At 69.8% G+C, this 21,506-nt stretch carries 23 protein-coding genes and 1 pseudogene; 12 read left to right on the forward strand and 12 right to left on the reverse strand.

The genetic code is table 11. The features are described from left to right. The 5 genes from STRIP9103_RS03285 to STRIP9103_RS03305 all read left to right on the forward strand — a co-directional run. Positions 1–712 (forward strand): enoyl-CoA hydratase-related protein (locus STRIP9103_RS03285; protein WP_009297615.1); only part of this gene is annotated, 712 nt, incomplete at its 5' end. A 35-nt stretch (positions 713–747) separates the two neighbouring features. Next, the gene (locus STRIP9103_RS03290; RefSeq protein WP_009297660.1) at positions 748–1,929 is read left to right on the forward strand and encodes a thiolase family protein; all 1,182 of its coding nucleotides are present in this window, start codon (positions 748–750) and stop codon (positions 1,927–1,929) included. A gap of 30 nt (positions 1,930–1,959) precedes the next feature. After that, positions 1,960–2,361, forward strand: a complete 402-nt coding sequence (locus STRIP9103_RS03295) for a Zn-ribbon domain-containing OB-fold protein (protein WP_009297556.1) — start codon at positions 1,960–1,962, stop codon at positions 2,359–2,361. A 40-nt stretch (positions 2,362–2,401) separates the two neighbouring features. Beyond that, on the forward strand, positions 2,402–3,925 hold the full coding sequence (locus STRIP9103_RS03300) for an aldehyde dehydrogenase family protein (RefSeq protein ID WP_009297653.1): 1,524 nt from the start codon (positions 2,402–2,404) through the stop codon (positions 3,923–3,925). 35 nt (positions 3,926–3,960) lie between these two features. Beyond that, positions 3,961–5,046: an NAD(P)-dependent alcohol dehydrogenase gene (locus STRIP9103_RS03305; protein ID WP_009297638.1), complete on the forward strand. Its 1,086-nt coding sequence runs from the start codon at positions 3,961–3,963 to the stop codon at positions 5,044–5,046. A gap of 191 nt (positions 5,047–5,237) precedes the next feature. Here STRIP9103_RS03305 and STRIP9103_RS03310 read toward each other — a convergent pair. The 4 genes and pseudogenes from STRIP9103_RS03310 to STRIP9103_RS03325 form a co-directional block, all read right to left on the reverse strand. After that, positions 5,238–5,495, reverse strand: a pseudogene (locus STRIP9103_RS03310) (NAD(P)H-binding protein); the annotation flags it as partial. Between the two features lie 182 nt (positions 5,496–5,677). Next, entirely contained in the window at positions 5,678–5,953 is a 276-nt protein-coding gene (locus STRIP9103_RS53005) for a hypothetical protein (protein ID WP_009297651.1), read from the reverse strand. Beyond that, positions 5,950–6,174, reverse strand: a complete 225-nt coding sequence (locus STRIP9103_RS53010; protein ID WP_009297563.1) for a hypothetical protein — start codon at positions 6,172–6,174, stop codon at positions 5,950–5,952. Before STRIP9103_RS53010 ends, STRIP9103_RS53005 begins: the two co-directional genes overlap by 4 nt. 74 nt (positions 6,175–6,248) lie before the next feature. Continuing rightward, entirely contained in the window at positions 6,249–6,860 is a 612-nt protein-coding gene (locus STRIP9103_RS03325; protein ID WP_009297613.1) for a TetR/AcrR family transcriptional regulator, read from the reverse strand. A 145-nt stretch (positions 6,861–7,005) separates the two neighbouring features. Here STRIP9103_RS03325 and STRIP9103_RS03330 point away from each other — a divergent pair, with 145 nt between their 5' ends. Continuing rightward, complete coding sequence (locus STRIP9103_RS03330) at positions 7,006–7,641, forward strand: TetR/AcrR family transcriptional regulator (RefSeq protein ID WP_009297662.1); 636 nt, start codon at positions 7,006–7,008, stop codon at positions 7,639–7,641. A gap of 105 nt (positions 7,642–7,746) precedes the next feature. On the opposite strand, the gene STRIP9103_RS03335 is transcribed toward STRIP9103_RS03330, so the two are convergent. After that, positions 7,747–8,760, reverse strand: a complete 1,014-nt coding sequence (locus tag STRIP9103_RS03335; RefSeq protein WP_048819615.1) for an Lrp/AsnC family transcriptional regulator — start codon at positions 8,758–8,760, stop codon at positions 7,747–7,749. Between the two features lie 275 nt (positions 8,761–9,035). Between STRIP9103_RS03335 and STRIP9103_RS03340 the strand changes: the two genes are divergently transcribed. The 4 genes from STRIP9103_RS03340 (at position 9,036) to STRIP9103_RS03355 (ending at position 14,067) form a co-directional block, all read left to right on the forward strand. After that, positions 9,036–9,881: a polysaccharide deacetylase family protein gene (locus tag STRIP9103_RS03340; RefSeq protein ID WP_009297627.1), complete on the forward strand. Its 846-nt coding sequence runs from the start codon at positions 9,036–9,038 to the stop codon at positions 9,879–9,881. 291 nt (positions 9,882–10,172) lie between these two features. Continuing rightward, positions 10,173–11,531 carry an amidohydrolase gene (locus STRIP9103_RS03345; RefSeq protein WP_009297644.1) on the forward strand — a complete coding sequence of 453 codons (1,359 nt, stop codon included), beginning with the start codon at positions 10,173–10,175 and terminating at the stop codon, positions 11,529–11,531. Next, the gene (locus tag STRIP9103_RS03350) at positions 11,518–12,870 is read left to right on the forward strand and encodes a M20/M25/M40 family metallo-hydrolase (RefSeq protein WP_009297550.1); all 1,353 of its coding nucleotides are present in this window, start codon (positions 11,518–11,520) and stop codon (positions 12,868–12,870) included. Before STRIP9103_RS03345 ends, STRIP9103_RS03350 begins: the two co-directional genes overlap by 14 nt. A 255-nt stretch (positions 12,871–13,125) precedes the next feature. Continuing rightward, positions 13,126–14,067: a helix-turn-helix domain-containing protein gene (locus STRIP9103_RS03355; protein ID WP_009297634.1), complete on the forward strand. Its 942-nt coding sequence runs from the start codon at positions 13,126–13,128 to the stop codon at positions 14,065–14,067. On the opposite strand, the gene STRIP9103_RS45125 is transcribed toward STRIP9103_RS03355, so the two are convergent. The 6 genes from STRIP9103_RS45125 to STRIP9103_RS03385 form a co-directional block, all read right to left on the reverse strand. Next, on the reverse strand, positions 13,958–14,845 hold the full coding sequence (locus tag STRIP9103_RS45125) for an MIP/aquaporin family protein (RefSeq protein WP_052315545.1): 888 nt from the start codon (positions 14,843–14,845) through the stop codon (positions 13,958–13,960). The genes STRIP9103_RS03355 and STRIP9103_RS45125 overlap by 110 nt on opposite strands. A gap of 3 nt (positions 14,846–14,848) precedes the next feature. Next, positions 14,849–15,661 carry an MBL fold metallo-hydrolase gene (locus tag STRIP9103_RS03365; protein ID WP_009297656.1) on the reverse strand — a complete coding sequence of 271 codons (813 nt, stop codon included), beginning with the start codon at positions 15,659–15,661 and terminating at the stop codon, positions 14,849–14,851. Between the two features lie 37 nt (positions 15,662–15,698). Further along, positions 15,699–16,346 (reverse strand): DsbA family protein, encoded by a 648-nt coding sequence (locus tag STRIP9103_RS03370; RefSeq protein WP_048819605.1) that lies wholly within the window; start codon positions 16,344–16,346, stop codon positions 15,699–15,701. Between the two features lie 869 nt (positions 16,347–17,215). After that, a complete protein-coding gene (locus STRIP9103_RS03375) occupies positions 17,216–18,100 on the reverse strand; it encodes a GNAT family N-acetyltransferase (protein ID WP_158696843.1) in 885 nt (294 codons plus the stop codon). A gap of 468 nt (positions 18,101–18,568) precedes the next feature. Continuing rightward, a complete protein-coding gene (locus STRIP9103_RS03380; protein ID WP_009297642.1) occupies positions 18,569–18,850 on the reverse strand; it encodes a hypothetical protein in 282 nt (93 codons plus the stop codon). 73 nt (positions 18,851–18,923) lie between these two features. Then, complete coding sequence (locus STRIP9103_RS03385) at positions 18,924–19,532, reverse strand: TetR/AcrR family transcriptional regulator (protein WP_009297626.1); 609 nt, start codon at positions 19,530–19,532, stop codon at positions 18,924–18,926. A gap of 76 nt (positions 19,533–19,608) precedes the next feature. On the opposite strand from STRIP9103_RS03385, the gene STRIP9103_RS53015 reads away from it, so the two are divergent. Further along, positions 19,609–19,854 (forward strand): hypothetical protein, encoded by a 246-nt coding sequence (locus STRIP9103_RS53015; RefSeq protein ID WP_048819606.1) that lies wholly within the window; start codon positions 19,609–19,611, stop codon positions 19,852–19,854. Between the two features lie 18 nt (positions 19,855–19,872). Then, entirely contained in the window at positions 19,873–20,145 is a 273-nt protein-coding gene (locus STRIP9103_RS53020; protein WP_009297586.1) for an ATP-binding protein, read from the forward strand. Positions 20,146–20,243: 98 nt separating this feature from the next. Here the strand turns inward: STRIP9103_RS53020 and STRIP9103_RS03400 are convergent, their stop codons facing one another. Beyond that, a complete protein-coding gene (locus STRIP9103_RS03400) occupies positions 20,244–21,485 on the reverse strand; it encodes a DUF418 domain-containing protein (protein WP_009297595.1) in 1,242 nt (413 codons plus the stop codon). Between the last annotated feature and the right edge of the window lie 21 nt (positions 21,486–21,506).

The following is a 21,506-nucleotide window of genomic DNA, read 5'->3' on the forward strand; positions in this document are numbered from 1 at the left end:
CGCGGTCAACGCGGCGGTCGCCCGAGGCATCGGCAACGCGCTGGAGGAGGCGGACCGCGCCCCGGAGATCCGAGCCGTCGTCATCACCGGCGCCGGCGACAAGGCCTTCTGTGCCGGCGCCGACCTGAAGGCGGTGGCCCGAGGAGAGAACATCATGCCGCCCGAGGCCGAGGCGTGGGGCTTCGCCGGCTACGTCCGCCATCACATCGGCAAGCCCACCATCGCCGCCGTGCGCGGCTTCGCCCTCGGCGGCGGCACCGAGATCGCCCTCGCCAGTGACCTCGTCGTCGCGGCCGAGGACGCCCACTTCGGGCTGCCGGAAGTCAAGCGCGGCATCATCGCCGCCGCCGGCGGTGCCTTCCGCATCACGGCCCAGCTGCCGCCCAAGGTCGCCATGGAACTGCTGCTGACCGGTGACCCGCTCGACGCGGCCACCGCCCGCGACTTGGGCCTGGTCAACCGGGTCGTGCCCGCCGAGAAGGTGCTCGACGAAGCGCTGGCGCTGGCCGAGCGCATCGCCGCCAACGCCCCGCTCGCCGTCCAGGCCAGCAAGCGCATCGCCCGCGGCATCACCACCGGGCGCGTCGACGCGGAGCAGGCCGCCTGGGACCTCTCCCATCAGGAGGCGCGGACGGTGATGACCTCCCAGGACGCCCAGGAAGGCCCCAGGGCTTTCGCCGAGAAGCGCACCCCGGTCTGGCAGGCGCGCTGACCCCGTCAGCGGCAACACTACGAAAGGCAGTCGACGTGACCACCTCCTCGCACCCGGCTCCCCGAGGCCCCGTCATCGCGGGACTCGGCATGACGGACATGGGCAAGATCTACGGCCGCAGCGCCGCCGACTTCGCGGCCGACGCCGTACGCCGCGCCGCCGACGACGCGGGCCTCGCCCTGTCCGACCTCGACGGCCTGCTCACCAGCAGCGGCGTCCTCGGCGGGGTCGGCCTCGCCCTCCAGAAGGACCTGGGCCTGAAGGACCTGCGGCTGTTGTCGGAAGTACAGGCATACGGCTCCACCGCCGGCGCGATGGTGCAGTACGCGGCGATGGCGGTCCGCTCCGGCATGGCCGAGGCCGTGGCCTGCGTCTTCGCCGACGCACCGCTGAAGGAGAAGTCCTCGGCGGGCGCGGCCTACGCGAGGGCCGTCGGCGGGTCCGGCTGGCTGGGCCTCATGGGCGCGGCCGGGATCGCGGGCGCCAACCCGCTGTACGCGCTGGCCGCCCGCCGCCACATGGACACCTACGGCACCACCAGCGAACAACTCGCCCACATCGCCGTCGCCCAGCGGGCCTGGGCGGCGACCAACCCCCGCGCCCAGTTCCGGGACCCCATCACGGTCGAGGACCACCAGGCGTCCAGGATGATCGCCGAGCCGTTCCATCTGCTGGACTGCTGCCTGGTCACCAACGGCGGCATCGCCGTCATCGTCACCACCGCCGAGCGCGCCGCCCACCTGCGCAGGCCGCCCGTCCACGTCCTCGGCTGGGCCCAGTCCCACCCCGGCTACCCGATGCACCGCGACAGCGACTTCGGCCTGGTCAGCGGGGCAGCCCAGGCGGGCCCCGCGGCCCTGAAGATGGCGGGCGTCTCCCTCGGTGACGTCGACGTCGCCGAGCTGTACGACTGCTACACCTTCACCGTGCTCCTCACCCTGGAGGACTACGGTTTCTGCGCCAAGGGCGAGGGCGGCGCCCTCGCGGCGAGCGGCGCGCTCGCGCCCGGCGGATCGCTGCCGGTCAACACCGGCGGCGGGCAGCTCTCCTCCTACTACATGTGGGGCATGACCCCGCTGTCCGAAGCCGTTCTCCAGGCCCGCGGCGAGGCGGGCGAACGTCAGGTACCGCGCCACGACGTCGTCCTGGTCAGCGGCAACGGCGGCGCCCTCGACCACCACTCGACGCTGGTCCTCAGCCCCCACCCGCACGCCTGACCATCACCGATCCGGATCCGTGGAGCCACCATGACCACCCTCGTCGTACGACGCGACGCCGCGACAGAGAAGTTCTTCGACGGGACGGCGCGCGGTGAACTGCTCATCCGCCACTGCACCGCCTGCGGCACGTACGCCGCGCCCCAGTCCGATGCCTGCCCCGCCTGCCAGGAGCCCACGGCGGCCTGGGTACCGGCCGCCGGCACCGGGACCGTCATCTCGTGGACCGTCGTCCACGGCCGCCCTCGCGACGACGCTCCGGCCCCGCAGAAGGTCGCGGCGCTCATCGAACTCACCGAGGGGCCCTGGCTGTACGCGGCGCTGAACGGGCTGCGGGCCGGCGAGCGTCCGTGGGCCGGGATGTCCGTCACCGTCGCCTTCGAGCACCCGGAAGGCGGCGAGGCGATCCCCGTTTTCCGCCCCACTGCCTGAGCCGCCGCCCACACACGAGAACACTCCGAGGGAACCTTCCATGAGCACCCTGCCCACAGCCCCCGACCTTGTTGGCCCGCAACCGCTCGATCCCCCGGCGGCCGTTCAGCGCCGACTGCTGGACGCTCAGCGCGAGGCCTTCCTGGCCGAGGGCCCGCCCGCCCTCGACGTACGGCTCGACCGCATCGACCGCCTCCTGGCCTGTGTCCTGGAACACACCGATGAGCTGTGCGCCGCTCTCGACGCCGACTTCGGCTCCCGCCCCCTGCTGACGAGCCTGGCGAGCGACATCATCGGCGCCGTCCCGGACGTCCGGCTGATCCGGGAGAACCTGGCGGGGTGGATGGAGGACGAGGAGGTCCCCGGTTCCGCCGAGGCCGGGAGACCGGCCTTCGTGCAGACCCGCCCGAAAGGCGTCGTCGGTGTCGTCGGGCCCTGGAACTTCCCCGTGACCCTCGTCGTCCAACCGGCCATCGAGGCGCTGGCCGCCGGTAACCGCGTGATGATCAAGTTCTCGGAGGTGGCCGAGCGGACGGCCGAGGTCTTCGCCCGGGCCGTCGCCTCCCGCATGTCCCCGGAGGAGGTGGTGGTCGTCCGTGGCGGTGTCGCGACCGCGTCGGCGTTCTTGTCACTCCCGTTCGACCATCTCATCTTCACCGGCTCTCCCGGGGTGGGGGCCCGGGTGGCCGCGACCGCCGGGGAGAACCTGGTGCCGGTGACGCTGGAACTGGGCGGCAAGAACCCCGTCGTCCTCGGATCGGACGCGGACGTCGCCCTGGCGGCCGAACGCGTGGCCGCCATGCGGCTGCTGAACGGCGGTCAGATCTGCCTCTGCCCGGACTACGTCTTCGTCACGCGCGACCGCGTCGAGGAGTTCCTGGCGGTGTACGAGCAGTCGGTGCGGGCCCACTTCCCGACCTACCTCGACAACCCGGACGTGGTCTCGATCATCGACGACCGCAACTTCGACCGGGTGACCGGACTGGTCGCCGACGCCGAGTCCAAGGGCGCCCGGGTGCTGGCCATCGCCCCGCCCCAGGAGGCCGACGCCCTGCCCCGGCGCGCGGGCCGCCGTATCGCGCCCACCGTGCTGCTGGACGTGACCGAGGACATGGCCGTCGCGTCGGAGGAGATCTTCGGCCCGGCTCTGGCCGTGTACCCGTACGACGATCTCGACGACGTCATCACCTATGTCAACACCCGCCACAGCCCCCTGGCCGCCTACTTCTTCGGCTCCGACGGACCGGAGTTCCGGGAGTTCATCAGGCGGACCACCTCGGGCGGCGTCAGCCGCAACGACCTCGCCGTGCACTGGGGCATCGAGGGCGCGCCGTCGGGTGGCATCGGACGCAGCGGCATGGGCGCGTACCACGGGAAGGTCGGTTTCCTGACATTCAGCCACCGCCGGACCATCGCCGCCAGCACGGCTCCGACGGGGATGGCTCAGAACCTCATGCCCCCGGCGGGACAGACCGAGGCGGATGCCCTGCGGGGCTTCGTCGCCCACACCCTGGACGACATCCGGCACCGGATCGGCGACGGCCCGTCCCCCCAGCGGCCCTGAACCATCCCGCTCCCGCATCCCACCCGGAGAATCACATGCGCACCCAAGCGGCTGTTTCGTACGGACCCGACACCGGCTTCACCATCGAGGACGTCGAGATCTCGGACCCCCGCCCCGACGAGATCCTCGTCCGCCTCACCGCGGCGGGCATCTGCCACACCGACCTGGCCACGAAAGCCCTGATGCCCGCGGGCGTTCCCGCGGTGTACGGCCACGAGGGCGCCGGCATCGTGGAGGCGACCGGCGCCGATGTCACCGGTGTGAGAGCCGGAGACCGCGTCGTCCTGAGTTACAACAGCTGCGGCGCCTGCGCCCGGTGTGCCGCCGGACGGCGCGTGTACTGCGAGCGGTTCGTCGCCCTGAACAACGCGGGGCGCCGCCCGGACGGGAGCTCAACGCTCAGCCGTCAGGGTGGCGACGTCTGGTCCTCGTTCTTCGGCCAGTCGAGCTTCGCCCGGCACGCGCTCGCCACTCGCGAGAACATCGTCGTCGTCCCCGAGGACACCGACCTCGTGGCCGCCGCGCCCATGGGGTGCGGCTTCCAGACCGGCGCGGGATCGGTCGTCAACCTACTGCGGCCCACTCCCGATTCCAGCCTGGTCGTGTACGGCGCCGGAGGGGTGGGGCTCGCGGCGGTCATGGCCGCCGCGGCCCTCGGCACCGGCACCGTCATCGCCGTCGACCTCTCCAAGGAGCGGCGTGCCCTGGCAACGGAGCTCGGCGCCACCCACGCCCTCGACGGCGCGAGCGCGGACCTCGTCGAGCAGATCAGGGACCTCACCGCTGGAGGCGCGACTCATGGCTTCGACACCACCGGGGTCCCCGGTGTGATCCGCAACGCCGCCCTGGCCCTGGCCCCCCTGGGGTCCCTGGTCGTCGTCGGCCTCGGCTCGGCGGACATCGGCGTCGACGTGATGGACCTCATCGGAGGGGGCAAGACGATCCGAGGCAGCATCGAGGGCGACGCGAATCCGCATGAGCTCGTGCCACTCCTGCTCGACTGGCACGCGCAGGGTCGCTTCCCCGCCGACCGTGTCATCTCCACGTTCGCCTTCGAGGACATCGACGAGGCGGTCGCACGCATGCGGGCAGATGTCGTCAAGCCCGTCCTCACGTTCTGAGCCTGGGCTGAGTCGAAAGAAACAGGCCCGGCGGACGCCGCCGCGTGGGTCGGCCCGGGCTTCCTTCGTGGCGCATACCCCCGCGCTCGCGCGGTATGGGGGCCGACCCACGATCAGACGCGGGCACGCCGACGTGATGCAGTCCGTGGGCCGAGGTGGATCGACCGTGTGGCCGGCGGTGATCAGGTGTGGTGCTGGGCCGCGCGGCCCTTGCCCATCTCACTGCCGGAAACGAGCAGCACCTTGTCACCGGCCGTGAACAGACCCTCGAAGGTCTTCGGCGTGTTGTAGTCCGCGACGGCGATTCGCACTCCGCGCGCCGCCAGGTCGGCCGCCTTCTCCACGGACCGGACGACGGCGGTGACGTGGTCGGCCGGCACCTGTTCCAGCAGGGTTTCCACGGCGACACGGCCAAGATTTCCGGTGGCGCCGGTGATGACAAGACTCATGAGTCGGACAACTCCGCGCAGGTGATTGATGGCTTCGAGCCCAGAAAGAGATGTAACGCTGCGTGACTACGCACTTTGAAGTGGGGTGCTGAGACGGAGGTAGGCCGTGTACGGCGACTTTCATTCGGACCTCCGCGTCGTGCCGGCCAGGTAAGTAGTCGCGGGCGCAGCGCTGGTGCGGTTCAGATGACGGGGGCCTCGTGGGCCGCGTGGCCGAGGCGGAGCGGCGTCAGGCAGCGCTCGGAGACTTGGGCGCGGGCCGTGGCGTCCTGGGCGTGGTGCAGGGCCCCGTCGGGCATGCGGGGGAGGGTGGCCTTGGAGGTGTCGGACATCTCGTTGAACTGCACGTCGTAGGAGACGGTGATGCAGGCGGTGGTGCCGTCCTGGCTGACGGCGCCCGCCGTGAAGGGGTCGACGACACCGGCGACCTGTTCATTGCCGTGGCCGAGTTCGGTCACGGCCGTCTCGACTGCGGCCTTGTCGCCGGTGGCGGTGATCTTCTCGCCGTGGGGGCGCGGAAGACGATGTTCGCCTGGGCGCCGTCCGCGCTCGACGTCGGGAAACGCTCGTGCAGCAGGTCGAAGGCCTTCTGCGCCTCGGTGCCGGGGAGGGAGACGTCGTTGCTGCCGGTGGTGTTCACGGAGGCCGCACCGATGCCGGCGGCGGCCGGCGGGGCCACCCAGACGAGAGCGGCGCACGTCAGGTGGATGGAAAGGGGACCGGGTCGGGGCCGTACGGCGCTGTGCGGCGGGTTCAGAGACCGAGGGCGGGGACGATCACGGCGTCGATGTAGTGGCGCAGGAACACCACGTCGGCCGGCTTGTTCTCGAGCAGTGGCTGGGTGACGAGGGCGCCGATCAGCATGGGGGAGACGTAGGCCGCGGCAGGCCTGTCCGCGGCGATCTCGCCCCGCTCGACCGCCCGGGACAGCAGCGCGTTGAAGCCGGTCAGCTCGGGGTCGATGAGCACGTCACGCAGTGCCTGCAGGAGTTCGGGGTGGGCGTGGACGGCGTGGAAGAGGGCCCGCATCAGCGCGGTGTCCTTCTCCACCTGCCGGTCGTCGATCCGAGCCACCAGCGCGTCGAGGTCACCGCGCAGGGTTCCCGTGTCGATGCCGTCCAAGGTGGCGGGCTTCTCATGGCGCAGCGCCTGGGCGACCAGTTCGGGCTTGCCCGTCCACTGGCGGTAGAGGGTGGCCTTGCTGCACCGTGTGCGGACGGCGATGGCATCCATGGTCAGGGACTCATAGCCGACCTTCCGCAGCAGTTCGAGCACGGCGGCGTACAACTCCGACTCGCGCTCCGGTGAGATGCGGCTGCGACGCCCGCGGGGGGCGTCGCCCTGTTGTACGGCCACCGATGCCACGGCCCGGCTCCTCGTCCGAACGGAATTGTTTCGCACGTGTGAGGGCTACCCGGGACCTACGAATACGAAACCGTTTCGGTTGTTAAATGGGCCACCGTCGGACCCCTGCGAAACTGAAACGGCGGTCGAGTCGGAAGGGGCACACATGGCCAGTACGTCACCGGTGGCGGCGAAGCCGGGGCGTCCGCGGGACCCCGGGGCCGACGAACGCATCCTGCGGGCCGCGGTGGATGAGCTGGCCGAGACCGGAATCGTCGGCTTCCGGATCAACTCGGTCGCCGCGCGCGCCAGGGTCGCCAAGCGGACCCTCTACTCCCGCTGGCCCGAGCGCGACGACCTGATCCTGGCCGGCCTGTCCACTCTCTCCGGGCAACTCCACCCGCCGCGCACGGGCAGCCTCAACGAGGACATGCGACTGCTCTACGACGCCATCGCAGAGACCCTCGACAGCCCGCGCTGGCTGATCGCGGCCCGCTGCACCTTTGAGCTCCCCGACTATCCCGAGCTGTACGCGCCGTTCCAGCGCGACTGCATCGACCAGCCGCTGGCCGTCATCGAGGACGTGCTCTTCGACGCCCAGAAGCGCGGCGAACTACGCCCCGGCATCGACCGTGCCGTGGCCGCGGAGACCTTCGCGGCGTCGATCGCCAACTTCAGCACGCACATCGCCCGCCTCCGTGGCGTCAGCGCGCACGGAGTACGTGACAGGTTCCTCGACCTGTTCCTGCACGGACTGGGCGCCGAGGACGGGGCCGGCGGGCATCGCCACCGAGTCGGCTGAACGGCGGGTGCGGCTGCCGCGCCGACCATGCCCCTTCTGCCGGTGGGCCTGTCGATCAGCCGTGTTGCGGCCTCGGTCGCGCGGATGCGACGGCCCGGGCCCGATTCAGCGCCATCGCAGCGCTGTGGGAGTGATGACTTCGCCGGTCGCACGCCCGTACGCATCGAGCATCCAGCCCACCCGCTTACTGGTGCGCAGGTTGACGCCACTGTCGAGGATCTCCATCCACGGAAGCTTTGTGCCGAGAAGTTGCTCAAGACGGACGATATGAGGCAGATCCCTGGCCCATACGGTGATGAGCATGTTCGTGTTGCCCGTCGTCGACATGCACAGCCGAAGGTTCGGGAGTGTGGAGAGCGCGTCCACGGTCTTGTCCAGGTGCGCCGGTTGCACCCGGCAGCGCCACGTACAGCTGATGGGCCACCCGGAGAAGGATTGGGCGACCTCGCACCGGAACGACAGCAGCCCCGACCTGAGCAGCCGCGGCAGCTGCCGCCGCACGGTGGAGGGGTTGCGTCCGGTCGCCTGGGCCAGCTCCGCGGCGGTGCGGCGGCCGTCGGCGGCCAGCGCCTCGATCAGTGGCCAGGCGTTTTTGGGCGGTTGGACATCGCCATCGCGTAGCGTCGCACGTGCTTCGGCCTCCAGCGCGGCCACTTGGTGGGGGCTGAGTGCCTGGAGCCGCCAGCTGCTTCCGTCGCGGTACATCGCGGTGCCCAGGTAGGTCCGGATGGTCGCGACTCCGGGTGCCTTGATCAATTCGTCCGTGAGGAAGAACGTCATCTCGGCCATGTCGCCGGTCATGACCGTCAGCATCAGATCGCGCCCCTGCGTGGACTCCTCCACGGTCACCACCCGGGGGTCGGCGCAGAGGGCCTGGATCGCCCTGGGCCGGCCGCCGGGCAAGCAGTCCACCTCGATCAGTGCGGTGGTCAGGTCGCCGTGGATGCCGCCGGGTCTCGCGGTGATCCATGCGGTCCCGGTGGCGCGGAGTCCGGCCCAGCGCTGGGCCAGCGACTGCGCGTTGACACCGAGGATGTCAGCGGCTGCCGCCCAGGACACACGGGGCGCGATCTGTAGTGCATGGATGAGGATCAGATCCTCTTCATCCAGCGGGTCCATCTTCACAGATCGAAGGATAGGGACATCAGCATGCACGTTTCTACGGAAATCCGCTCCGCATGGGGTCACCCGGGTAACACTTCTCGAACCTTCGGTGCCGTAGCGCGCGTGACAGTGAAGACCCCCGTACGGCCGGCAGCGAGCGTGCCGCGCGCCTCGCTCTCGTCGGCCAGGGCGTCGGCGAGCACTGAACCGACGAGGCGAGCCCTCGATCATGAAGAACCCCCGCGATCCGGGCGCTGTACCCGGGCGCGGCAAGAGAGCAGGAGTGCCACGTGTCCGAGACACACGCCAAAGAGACGTCCGTCTGTCTCAGCTTCGACCTCGACGCCATCTCCGCCTGGGTCGGCACCCTGGGCCTGTCCTCGCCCACCTACGTCTCCAGAGGCGAATTCGCCGCCAGAGTCGCGGCACCCCGCATCCTGGATCTGCTCGACCGTGAGGGCGTCAAATCCACCTGGTTCGTCCCCGGCATGGATGCCGAAGCCTTCCCCGACGTCTGCAAGCGCATCCGCGATGCCGGACACGAGATCGGACACCATGGCTACGCACACGAGGTTCCGACGCATCTGGAGGAGCCCGCCGAGCGCCGGATGATCGAGCGCGGCCTCGAAGCCCTCGACCGTGTCCTCGGTGTCACTCCCGCCGGATACCGGTCGCCCGCCGCGGATCTCTCTCCCAACTCCACCCGGCTCCTGGCCGAGTACGGGTTCACCTATGACAGCAGCCTGTGGGGCAGTGACTACGGCATGTACCGGTGCCGCACAGGGGACATCGTCGACCCCGAGATCCCGATCGAGTTCGGCTCGGAGCTCGACCTCGTCGAGGTCCCGCTGGGCACCATCATCGACTTCGTCCTGCTCGAGTTCATCATGACGCCCGGGCTGGTCCTGCCCGCGAGCACCGATGTCGTCGCCCTCGGCAAGCGTTGGATCGACGACCTGGAGTTCATGGCCGAGCGGGTGCCGGGCGGCACGCTGACAGGTGTCTGGCACCCGGCCGCGATCGGGCGCGCGAGCAAGCTCCGTACCATCGAGAACTTCATCCGGCGCGGCAAGGAACTCGGCTTGCCGTTCAAGACGATGTCCGAAGCGGTCAACGACTGGAAGAGCGTCAATTGAGCACGTCGGCCGACCTCGTCCTCCGAGGCGGAACCGTGCTGACCGTGGACCCCGCTTTCATGGTGGCATCCGCCGTGGCGATCCGCCGGGGAACCATCGTCGGCGTCGGTGACGACGAGGACATGAAACCCCTGACCGGGCCGGGCACGACCGTCATCGACATCGACGGGTGCACCCTGCTGCCCGGCATCAACGATGCGCATCTGCACGGTCTTCGTTACGGCATGAGCAGGCCTCCCATGGCCTTGGACCTGTCCGCAGTCTCCTCCATCGCGGAGGTGGTCCGGGCGGTTGCCCGGGCGGCGGGCGCGGTGCCCCCCCGGCACGTGGATCCGGGGCCGTGGATGGGACGCGGCACGGCTGGCCGAATGCCGCGACGACCCGGAGCGATCACCTCACCGTCGCGACCTCGACGAGGTCAGCCCGGACCATCCTGTCCTGCTGACCGACTTCTCCGGTCACGCGGCCTGGGTCAACTCGGCCGCGCTCGCGGCCACCGGCCTGGGCTCCAAGGTGGCATCGCCGCCCGGTGGCATCGTCGAGACGGACAACGGCGGACCGAGCGGCATCGTCCGGGAAGCCGCGGTCACCGTGTTCAACGAAGCGGTCCCCGCCCCCACCGACGCTGAACGCTGCGCCGCCATCGAGGCAGCGGTTTCCGAATGCAACCGGCGCGGCATCACCAGCTTCACCGATCCCGGGCTCACGGTTCCGGAAGTCCGCGCCTACGAGAAGCTGGCCGCCGAGGGCAGACTCTCGGCCCGGGTCACAGCGCTCCTGCTGCCGCAATGGCCGATCGGTACCGCAGCCGATTTCAGAAACGCCCTGGACGGGTGGCCCAGTGAACGCGTCGCGGACCGCTCTCGTTTCCACATCGCCGGAGTGAAGATCTTCGCGGACGGGATCCCGCCGAACCGGACGTCGTGGATGAGCGAGCCGTACGAGGGCGGCGGACACGGGTGTCTCACGACGCACGGCCCGACCGACGACGTACGCGTCGCCGAGCTCCACGAGATGATCGCGCACGCACATCGCTCCGGATACCAGGTCGGCGTCCATGTCACCGGTGACCGCGCGATCGACGCGGTGGTCGCGGGGTTCCTGAAGGCCCAGCGCGACGCCCGGAACGCAGACCCTCGGCACTACGTCATTCACGCCGACTTCCTGAGCGCGACCAGCATGAAGCTGCTCGCCGAGAACGGGTTCGGAGCCAACATGAACCCGACCATCAAGTGGGTCATCGCCGACTCCGAGGAAGACGTCGTGGGATCCGAGCGCGCCGGCTACGAGATGCCCTACCGCGACGCGCTCGCCGCCGGGGTCCCCGTCACCAGCGGCTCAGACGCACCCGTGACGCAGCCGGACTGGCCGCAGGGGATCTCGACGATGATCCTGCGCGAAGCGCGGGGGAGCGGCAGGGTCTCCGGACCGGATCAGCGGATCGGCCTCGCCGCCGCACTCCGCACGTATACGAGCAACGCGGCATGGCAGGACTGTGCCGAGGGCTGGAAGGGCACGATCGAGGCCGGAAAGGTGGCCGACCTGTGTGTCCTGGACGGTGACCTTCCGACACTTGACCCGCACGACATCCCCCAGCTTGCCGTGCGCTACACGATTCTCGACGGGAAGATCGTCCATGCCAACGACTGACCCCCGATGTCCAGCAGCTCCGACACCGCCCGGTATCGAGGACACCGCGAGCCAGGCGGTCGAGCTCACCAGCGCACTCATCCGGATCGACTCCACCAACACGGGTGAGGAGGAGACCACCACGGGAGAGCGCACGGCTGCGGAGTTCGTCGCCACCACGTTGAGCGACGCCGGCTACGAGGTGCACTACATCGGCGCGGGAAACGATCGCCACTCGGTGGTGGTCCGGCTGGAAGGAGCCGACAGGGAACGAGGCGCGCTTCTGGTCCACGGCCACCTGGATGTCGTTCCCGCCGACCCGCTCGACTGGACCGTCCACCCCCTCTCCGGTGAGATCCGCGACGGCTACGTATGGGGTCGCGGTGCCGTGGACATGAAGAACATGGTCGCCATGAGCCTCGCGCTCGCGATCCGGTACAAGCGGTACGGCATCGTCCCTGCCCGCGACATCGTCTTCGCCTTCGTGGCCGACGAGGAGGCGGGCGGAAGGATGGGTTCGGGGCATCTCGTCGAGAAGCACCCGGGACTGCTGGACGGAGTCACCGAGGCGATCGGTGAGGTCGGCGGCTTCTCTCACACGCTGGACAACGGGGCCCGCGCCTACCTCATCCAGACAGCCGAGAAGAGCAAGCGCTGGTTGAAGGTACGAGCCCGCGGAGTGGCCGGTCACGGCTCCATGCTGGCCGAGGACAATCCGATCGGCCGGCTCGGCGAAGCGCTCGCCACGCTGACCAAACACCGGTTCCCACTCACTCTCACGCCGACGGTGCGTCAATTCCTGGAAGGGATCAGCAAGGCCGGCGGATGGAAGTTCACCGAGGACGCGCAGGCCGAGGAGATCGTGGGTCGCCTCGGCGGACTCGGACGGATCATCGGGGCGACGATCCGCGACACCGCCAACGTCACGGTCGTGAACGCCGGCTACAAGTCGAACGTGATCCCGGCGGTCGCCGAGGCCGAGGTCGACTGCCGCCTGCTACCTGGCCGCCGGGAGGCATTCGACGCCGAACTGGCCCAGCTCCTCGGTCCCGGTATCGAGCTGGAGTGGCACGAACAGGAAAGCCTTGTCACGACGTTCGACGGCGACATCGTCGACGCCATGGTCGGAGCGCTGCTCGAGCACGACCCGAACGCGATCGTGCTGCCCTACATGATGTCGGGCGGGACGGACGCGAAACGCTTCGCACGACTCGGCATCCGGAATTTCGGATTCTCCCCCCTTCTCCTGCCTCCCGACCTGGACTTCGCGGCGCTCTTCCACGGCGTCGACGAGCGCGTGCCCGTGGACTCCATCCGCTTCGGGGTACGAGTCCTCGACGAGTTCCTCCGCACCGCCTGACTTGGCAAAGACGACCTCATCCCCGTCCCACGATCCGCCCCCCGATCCGCAACAGCCGAGCCCAGGAATCCCGCCCGACTGGCTGGAGCGAGCAGCACCGCCTCCGGGCTCGACGGTGAGGTCGACGCAGGTGCTGCCGGGTGCGGCCCCTTTACCTATGCTGCGCTTGGGGACACCAGGCCGCGCCTGTACCGGCCACTCACCCCTCAGAATGAGAGGTGGACAGGCTTGGTTTCCGTACATGGGTGACTACTGGTGACGGTGAGAAAACGACATGACGGCCCGCGCGAGATCGCGGACATCGGCTTTGCTCCGCCGGTCGGCATTCCGACGGGCGTCGAGGTCATGTCTCTGGCGGAACTGCGGGAGCGGGCTGCCGTCCGCATGGGCAGGGTGGGGCTGGGGACACCTCAGCGGCCGACGTTCCACCACCTGATCACTCTCTCCAATGGCTCCTTGTGGCACATGGTGGATTTCACCGGCTACGCCCTCAAGCCGGGCTCCTGGCTGTGGGTCCGGCCCGGCCAGGTGCAGCAGTGGGGTGATCTGCACGAGGCCGAGGGCACTCTGGTTCTCTTCGAGCGCGACTTCGTTGATCCGGGCACCGTCGCCGCAGCGCGCGTGGATGATCCGCACGCACCCGTGCTCCAGGTTCCCGACACCGAGGACCGCCGTGCGCTGGAGATGGCCCTGGATCATCTGGCACTCGAGTTCCAGGCGCTGCGCGGCATTCCGCTGGAAGCCCATGTGGCGGTGCTGCGCCACCTGCTGGCGGTCCTGGTGCTGCGCCTTTCGCAGCGCACGGTACCGGCCGGCAGCCCGGCCCCGGAGCCGGGGGAGACCTTCGTCCACTTCCGTGACGCCGTCGAACGAGACTTCACCCGCACGCGCCGCCTGGAGGACTACGCCCAGGCTCTGGGCTACTCGCCCCGCACCCTCTCCCGGGCGACACGCGCCGGGGCAGGGGTGGGAGCGAAGGAATTCATCGACCGGCGGGTGGTCCTGGAGGCCAAGCGCCTCCTGGCGCACGGCGACCAGTCAGCCTCCCGTATCGCGGCACAGCTCGGCTTCACCAGCGCCACCAACTTCAGCAAATACTTCCATCAGCGCACCGGCCAGTCTCCGATCGCCTTCCGTGCAACCGTGCGGGGCCGCTCCTCGGAGAGTGGCGCAGGCGATACGTCCGGTACCGGGTGACCAGGGCGGAGAGGGCCGCCCCTGCGAGCGGTGCCACCAGATAGACCCACAGATGTGACCAATGGACGGACTGGTGGGCCCAGAGGGCGGGACCGAACTGGCGGGCGGGGTTGGCGGACCCGCCGGTGAGGGTGCCGAGGGTGACGATGACCACGGCGGTGGCGGCGGGCAGGGCGAGCGGGATCCAGCACGCCCACGCGGGGCGGGACATCAGCAGTAGGGCGACAGCGAGGATCGCCGCGGTGGCCGCGGCTTCGGCGGTGAACAAGGCGGCGGCCGACAAGGCGGGGGCGGGCCGGACCGCGGCGTAGTCCATACGAGCGCCGACGACCGGACCCCATACGAGGCGGGCCAGGCCGGTGCCGGCCACGGAACCTGCGAGCTGGGCGGCGACGTACGGCAGGACACGGCGGCCGGGGAACGCGCCCGTCACCCACAGGGCGAGGGTGACGGCCGGGTTGAGGTGGCCACCGGACTGACGGCCCCACGAGGAGGACAGCGCCCACGCGAGCGCCACCCCGACGATCACGGCCACGGCCGCGAGCTGGAGGTGTGGTTCCGGCAGGGCCCGGCTGAGCGGGGAGACCATCACCCAACGGACGGCGGTGACCAGGACGAACAGCACGCCGCCGGTGAGAGCGAACTCGACGGCGACCGCGGCCCGGGCGGTTGTGCCGCCCGGGGCCGCGGGCTTCCCGGCGGTCCCGGCTCCACCGGTGCCGCCGCCGGACGTCGTCCCGGTGGCCCGCCACGCGGACACACGGGCGGAGGTGAGCATCGGTCAGCCCCAGGTCATCTCGCCGGTGGCCACCTTGGTGCCCAGGTCCAGGGCCACCAGCAGGCCCAGGTCCGGATGGCGCTCGAGGAGCGCGGCCTTCAGCGCCTCGGAGTCGTTGCCGCTCCCGGCCAGTTCCTTCTCGAACTCGGCGAGGTAGGTGCGGGTGTAGGCGATCACGGAGGCGTCGGTGGGGGAGCCGGCGGAGCGGTGGCCGGCCACCACGAAGCGCGGGTCGAGCCGCTCCATCTCGTCGAGCGTCTCGGCCCAGGCGGCCCGCTCGCGCGGCGTGGGGGTGTCGGCGGTCCACACGTGAAGGCCGGCGAAGAGCAGCACGCCGCCCACGACCGCGCGGTCCTCGGGCTGCCACAGGTACTCGGTGCGCCACACCAGGTCCGGGTGGCCGCCGCGGAGCTCGAAGTCGTGGCCCTCGATGCTGACGCGGTCCCCGTCCAGCACCTCCGGAACGATCACCTCGGTGGGCAGATTCCGGCCCAGGTGCGCCCACGTCTTGAGCTTGCCTTCCCAGCTGGCCTTGATCCGCTCCACGGTGGTGGCGGTGGCGACGATCCTCACGTCCGGGAACGCCTGCCGGATCACTTCCAGGCCGAAGTAGTAGTCGGGGTCGGAGGTGGTGACCACGACGGTGGTCAGCTCCTTGCCGCTGTCGATGATGTCCGCCAGGACCCGGTGCTGCTCGGCCAGGGTGAACTGGCCGTCGACCAGCAGGGCTTCGCGCTCGCCGGTGATCAGGACGGACGACTTGTGCAGGCCGGTGTCACCGGCGGTGTGGACGGTGTACGTCAGGGTGGTCGACATGGTGGTATCGCCTTTCAGGGTGTTGTAGGGGTGTGGTTCAGGCGCCTGCGGCGGCCAGGTGCTGGTCCAGAGCGCGGGTGAGCGCGTCGGCCGAGGAGACGGGGCCGCCCAGACGGTCGGTGCCGTGTGCGGTGTGCAGCAGCAGCGTCGGGTAGCCGTCGACGCCCAGACGGCGCACCTCGAGGAAGTCGGCCGCCGCCTCGGCACGGGTGGCGGGCGAGGCATATGTGGCCGCCACCACGTCGGCATCCAGGCCCAGCTCGGCGGCTATGTCCCGGTAGACCTCGGCGTCGGAGAGGCTACGGCCGTCGACGTACCAGGCACGCTGCATCGCGGCGGCGGCATCCAGCGCGTTCGCGCCTGGCTGGCTGCGCAGCGCGACCAGGCCCGTGGCAGCATCGGCGGAGTCCATCACGACGGTGCCGTCCGTGAGCGCGGCACGGTAGCCGTCGCCGAACGCGACGCCGGTCAACTGGGCGATGCGCTCGTTGGCGCCCGGGATGTGCGGGTAGGCCGACACCGGCAACGCGCGTGAGCCGGTGAAGAGGCCGCCGGACAGCACCCGCAGCTCGATCCGGTCCGCGTTGGCGGCGGCGAACTCGTGCAGGGCCGGGCCGAAGCCGTAGCACCAGCCGCAGTAGGCGTCGAAGGCGTAGGTCAGTTGAATGGGCTTCACAGAGCTCATCACATGTCATCCTTTCCGGATTCCGTCACCCGGCTCCCTGTCTCGGCCGGGCTGACACGCTCAAAGCTATGGTCAGAATGCGGGGCCTCCCGGATACCCAGACGACGCGCTGTGGTGAAAAACTGACAGTCTCGTGAGTTCCTTCTCCGTGAGCCCCGCCAGACGGCCGCCGATCCGCCCCCCGAAATGAGATCCGGGTTCGCCGATGACGCCAGGTGGTGCCCGACCACGTCACGGATCCTGTCGATCAGCAGCGGGTCCGGGAAGACCTTGAAGTCCTGTTTGCGCCATGGCCAATGCCCGAAGGCCGCTGGATCCGCAGCACACCGGTGGGCAAATCCCCACCCGCTTCGCCAGCTCGCGCTTCGGGCAGTGGGCGGCGCCCTCTGGTGCCTCTTCGTGGGCGCCTGCCACGACATCTTCGACCGGGGAGTCTGTGATGGTGTGGGGCACGCCGGAGCAGGATGCGTCACCCAGCCGTCGAGCCGGCCTTGCAGGTATCTCGTCCGCCACCGGCACACTGCCGCACGCTCGGTGGCCAGTCGTGCGGCCACCGCGGTGTTCCTCACGCCCTCGGCCCGCACCGGCGGCTGACGCTCGTCTTGGTCCGTCGGCTATCTGCGGCATCGAGCTGGATCAGGTCGAGGGCGTGCGCGAGCTGCGGACCTGGACATCGTCGTGATCGCGGACGAGGGCAGTGTGGTGGGTGGCAGGGGGATCCCGCTGGGCAGATGCGTCGCAAGAATCGCATCGCTGAATCCCGCAGGACGGGGCACTCAGGGCGGTCGGGCGTTGTGTGCGGCGCCGAGAAAGGAAGGGCGTTCGCGGTCGCGTTGGCCGTTGCCCATACCCGGTCTCCCGATGGGGCGTCAGTTTTCGGTGAGTCGGTATTCGGCGAGTCGGGTCTTCACCGCGAAGCCCGCGCGCGCGTAGATCTTCAAGGGGTCGGTGGGGTTCTTGGGGTCCACTTCGAGCTCGACCGCCGTCAGGCCATCCGCGGCACATGCGTGCAGGGCGCGGAGCAGCAGCGCGGTCGCGAGCCCACGACCGCGATGGGCACGAAGGGTGCCCAGGCGGGCGATCCACCCTTCGCGGGCACCTGCCGCGGCATCGTCTACGGGCCATGCCTCCGTATGGAGGTAGGCCGCGACCTCGTCGCCCGAGGTGACGACGGAGGACAGGTCCCAGCGGACCTGGCTCTTGTCGACCACTATCTCCTGCCAGTCGTCGGCCGACCAAAGCGCTGCACCGGGCTGGTCCTTGAACGCCTCGTTGTGTGCGGTCAGCAGTTGGGTGGCGTCCCTCGCCGGGTCGGCATCGGCCAGAGTGAAGCCCTCGGGCAGTGGTGGCATGTCGGGCAGGTCCGTCAACCCATGCCGCATCAGTACCGACCAGCGCTGCGGCAGGAAACCGTGCGCGGTGAACAGTGCGGCTTGGGCGGTGTCGTCGGTGTTCCCTGTGATGTCGAAGCGGACCGGGACATCCGGAGCGTGTTCGGCGTGTATCTCCCGACCGCGCCGCAGCATGGCCGGGAACAGAAGGGAACCGATACCCTCAGCGTGTCGACGGGGCGTCACCCCGCCGTTGAGCTGGACTGACTGGATGGAACCGGTGGGCTCCTGCCCGTTCACGGAGAAGTATCCGACCAGCTCTGCACCGTCGAATGCGCCGACAACCGCGCCACGCCCGTCGGCGGTGGTGCGGGCGAACTCTTCGGCGTCCTCTTCCACGCTGCCGTGCTCGCCGGTCTGCACCTCCTCCTCGATCTCCGCTCGCAGCCGGTGCCAGGCAGGTATGTCATCGAGGGAAAGGTCACGAAGTTTGATCACCACGGCGAAAGGCTAGGGCAATCACGGATGCCCAGTACGACGGACTGTGCGTCATGGCCGGCGAGTTCGCCAGGCGTGAACACCCCGACGACACGAAGTCCGCCTGTTCGACGTCGGGCGGCAGAGCGACCCTCGACGTACTTCACAAGGGGCGAGTCGTACAGGATCGATGCTCCCGCAGCCGCTCGTCCCTCGTCACCTTGTACGACCGCCACAGCGCCCCACTCTCTGTCTACAGGCAGCTCACCCGTTGGTTGTTACAAGGTGCTCAGCAGTAGGTGGGACGGGTCTGGCAGTAGGTAGGCCACCCGTGGGGCGGAACTTCGGTCGCGTGGGCCTGCGTCGGCAACTCACGGATGCCTCTTGGCACACCGCCAGCCCCTGAGAACTCCTTCACTCAAGGTCCGGCACGGCCGTTCTTGGGTGGTCGTGCAGTGCGCTCAGGTGCAGGGTGAAGGCCGCGCGCACCCGCTCCAGGCCCACGGCCCCGACACCCGAACCGGTTGGTGCGCCGAAGGCCGGCACCAGGGCGACGACCCCCAGCCGGTGCCCTGTCACACCCTGCCGCGCGGCGAGCCCGCCGACTGTGCCGACGCCACGCAGCAGAGCCCACACTTCCTCGGTGTACCCGGCACGTAGTGCGGCCCGGTACTGCGCGATCCGCGGCAACTGCACCGCGACGACATCCGCAGCCGGTGCGATCCGCTGCCCTGCTTGAGGCGACGCGCACAGAGCGCCGGCCGTACCCTCACGCGTCGGTGAATGCCCCGGCTGCGACGTCGAAGGCGTCGGCCGCGACACGGTCAAGGGGGCCGGCGGCGTCATGAAGCGCCCAGTACTCCAGGGCGGTGGCGGAGGTGTTGACCAGCAGCCCTGCGAGGAGGCGGGGCCGCAGCGCGCCCTCGTCGGCTCCTGTGCGGGCGGCGATGACGGGGGTGAGCTGGTCCTGGGCTCGGCGGTTGGCGGCCAGGAGGCATGCCGTGAGCGCCGGTTCGGCCAGCATGACGCGGATCAGACGGCGACGTGAGGCGTCGTCCATGGAGGCGCAGGCATGCAGCAGGGCGTCGCGTGCGGCTTCGGGGAAGGGCTGTCCGGCGGGCCGGGCCGCCAGCGCCTGCTCCAGGGCGCTGATGCAGTCGGTCAGCAGGGGGCTGAGCGCGGTCTCCTTGGATTCGCAGTAGCGGTAGAAGGTGCGCAGGGACAGGCCTGCCGCGTAGGCGATCTCTTCGACGGTGGTGGCCTGGAACCCCTGGCTCTCGAAGAGCGCGGCGGCACAGTGCGCGATCTCCCGCCGGGTGGCGTCCCTGCGCCGCTCGCGCAGCGGCAGCAGCCGTTCCTGCTGTCGGGCGGTGTCCATGGATTCACCCTTCTCGCATCCGCTTCTCTGCTTGGTTCCCGACACCAGTGTGACACAGAACAGCGTGTTGGCATGTATGAGCTACTTGGCACGTTGTGCCATTCGGTCTTACGATGCCGACAGCGGCGGCCTTGACGAACTGTGCGACCGCATCGTCGCGGTCCTGGTACCCGACCGGGAGCAGACCACCGACGATGCCGCATTGCTCGTCATCCGCACCCGTGGCACCGCCGCAGGCGACGTTGTCACGTACGACCTGCCCGACGACCCCAAGGCAGCCGGACAGGCCCGCGCCGAAGTCCGTCACCCGCTCGCGGCCTGAGGCCTGGACGAACTGACCATGACCACCGAGCTGTTGGTGAGCGAACTGGTCGGCAACGTGATCCGGCACGCCCGGGGACCCGTCCGCCTCCGTCTCCTGCGCAGCCGGTCACTGATCTGCGAGGTGTACGACCACAGCCTCACCACTCCGTGTATCCGGCGCGCCGGGTACACGGACGAGGGCGATCGGGGGCCGCACCTGGTCGCCGCGCTCTCACAGCGCTGGGGCACCCGCTTCCTCGGCGACGGCAAGTGCATCCGGACCGAGCAGGAACTGCCGCCGGAACCCTGATCAGCCTCCTGGCGCCCATGCGAAAGGCGTCGTTCGCGGCAAGCCGGCGCTTGCGCCGACCGGCCCCGGGGAGGTGGTTCCCGGCGGAACCGGTTCGCTCAGCGGACGAGTTCGGCCGGCTTGGTGGCCTTGCCGAGCAGCCATTCCAGGGCGCCGCGCCGGAAGCAGCGGGACCAGAGAGTCGCGAAGACGGTCACTGCCACGATGAAGCCGAGCAGCACGTACAGCGAGGGACTGGGGACTTCATCGATGCCGAGGAGGCGGATGCCGACGATGTGGAGGACATACGCCGTCAGGGACATCGTGCCGACCGCGATGACCGGGCGGGCGAGGCGGTGGAAGCGTGGGAAGGCGTCGACGGCGGCGAGGCAGAGGGCCAGGACCGTGACGGCCACACCGGTATTGGCGATGATCGACAGGGTCGTCTCGCTGTGCGGGGAGGCCACCAGCAGCCCGGCCGGGGTGTCGCCGTCCGGGTAGCCCCAGGTGTCGGACCACCACGCCGACGCGGCTGATCCGCCGTTCCCCCAGCGGGTGGCACCGATGGCCGACAGGGCGCCGGGGACCAGGTTCAGGGCGAGCCAGGAGCCGCCGTGGCCGAGGACCGCCAGGCAGACGCCGGTGACCGCCAGGCGTATGCGGATGACGGAGGCGGCCAGGTCGAGGCGGGCCACGGCCATACCGGCGATGACGAAGGGGATCCAGGCAAGGGCGGGGTAACTGCCGGTGAACAGCAACGAGACGACGCCGTCGGCGTTCGCGGGCCAAGCCCAGATGCCGTCGACGCCGTCGGCGCGGAGCATGCGCTGGATGACGTACAAGACCTGCGGCAGGACCAGTGCGCCGGCCCCGGCGATGATCGCCAGTGAGCGGGCGCTGAGTCGGTACAGCGGCAGGACGAGCAGGAAGTACAGACCGTAGAAGGCGAGGATCACCTCGACCGAGGTGCCGGTCAGGGTGAGGGCGGTGCCCAACACCAGCAGCACGAGCCCCCGGATCACCACCTTGGCGATGGCCTGACGGCCCGCCCGGCCCGTCTTCGGGGAACGGCGGCCTGTGATCAGCATGATCGAGAAGCCGGCCAGGAAGGCGAAGAGCGCGGAGGCCCGGCCGTGCGCCAACTCCATGAAGAATCCAGTGACACCGCCCACGGAGGGGTCGGGGCCGACATGGGCCGCGAACATCCCGTAGACCGCCAGGCCCCTGGCCAGGTCGACGCCGATCAGACGGCCCGTCGAGGCGCGTCCGCTCCGCGGATCCGCTGCCCCCGCGGTGTCGGTGGACGCGGCACGGGCGTTGATCGGCGTCTTGAGCGCCGTGTCGTCTGCGTTCTGGGTCATGCTTCGAGGCTGGGGAGCAGA

The organism is Streptomyces ipomoeae 91-03, assembly GCF_000317595.1.
GTDB classification, from domain to species: Bacteria; Actinomycetota; Actinomycetes; order Streptomycetales; family Streptomycetaceae; genus Streptomyces; species Streptomyces ipomoeae.

Bases quoted from the DNA above. Each gene is read 5' to 3' on its own strand.
- STRIP9103_RS03370 (WP_048819605.1), bottom strand. From the start codon at position 16,346: ATGAGCTCTGTGAAGCCCATTCAACTGACCTACGCCTTCGACGCCTAC.
- STRIP9103_RS03400 (WP_009297595.1), bottom strand. From the start codon at position 21,485: ATGACCCAGAACGCAGACGACACGGCGCTCAAGACGCCGATCAACGCC.
- STRIP9103_RS03300 (WP_009297653.1), top strand. From the start codon at position 2,402: ATGAGCACCCTGCCCACAGCCCCCGACCTTGTTGGCCCGCAACCGCTC.
- STRIP9103_RS53015 (WP_048819606.1), top strand. From the start codon at position 19,609: ATGAGCTACTTGGCACGTTGTGCCATTCGGTCTTACGATGCCGACAGC.
- STRIP9103_RS03335 (WP_048819615.1), bottom strand. From the start codon at position 8,760: ATGGACCCGCTGGATGAAGAGGATCTGATCCTCATCCATGCACTACAG.
- STRIP9103_RS53020 (WP_009297586.1), top strand. From the start codon at position 19,873: ATGACCACCGAGCTGTTGGTGAGCGAACTGGTCGGCAACGTGATCCGG.
- STRIP9103_RS03330 (WP_009297662.1), top strand. From the start codon at position 7,006: ATGGCCAGTACGTCACCGGTGGCGGCGAAGCCGGGGCGTCCGCGGGAC.
- STRIP9103_RS03385 (WP_009297626.1), bottom strand. From the start codon at position 19,532: ATGGACACCGCCCGACAGCAGGAACGGCTGCTGCCGCTGCGCGAGCGG.
- STRIP9103_RS03305 (WP_009297638.1), top strand. From the start codon at position 3,961: ATGCGCACCCAAGCGGCTGTTTCGTACGGACCCGACACCGGCTTCACC.
- STRIP9103_RS03295 (WP_009297556.1), top strand. From the start codon at position 1,960: ATGACCACCCTCGTCGTACGACGCGACGCCGCGACAGAGAAGTTCTTC.
- STRIP9103_RS03365 (WP_009297656.1), bottom strand. From the start codon at position 15,661: ATGTCGACCACCCTGACGTACACCGTCCACACCGCCGGTGACACCGGC.
- STRIP9103_RS45125 (WP_052315545.1), bottom strand. From the start codon at position 14,845: ATGCTCACCTCCGCCCGTGTGTCCGCGTGGCGGGCCACCGGGACGACG.
- STRIP9103_RS03350 (WP_009297550.1), top strand. From the start codon at position 11,518: ATGCCAACGACTGACCCCCGATGTCCAGCAGCTCCGACACCGCCCGGT.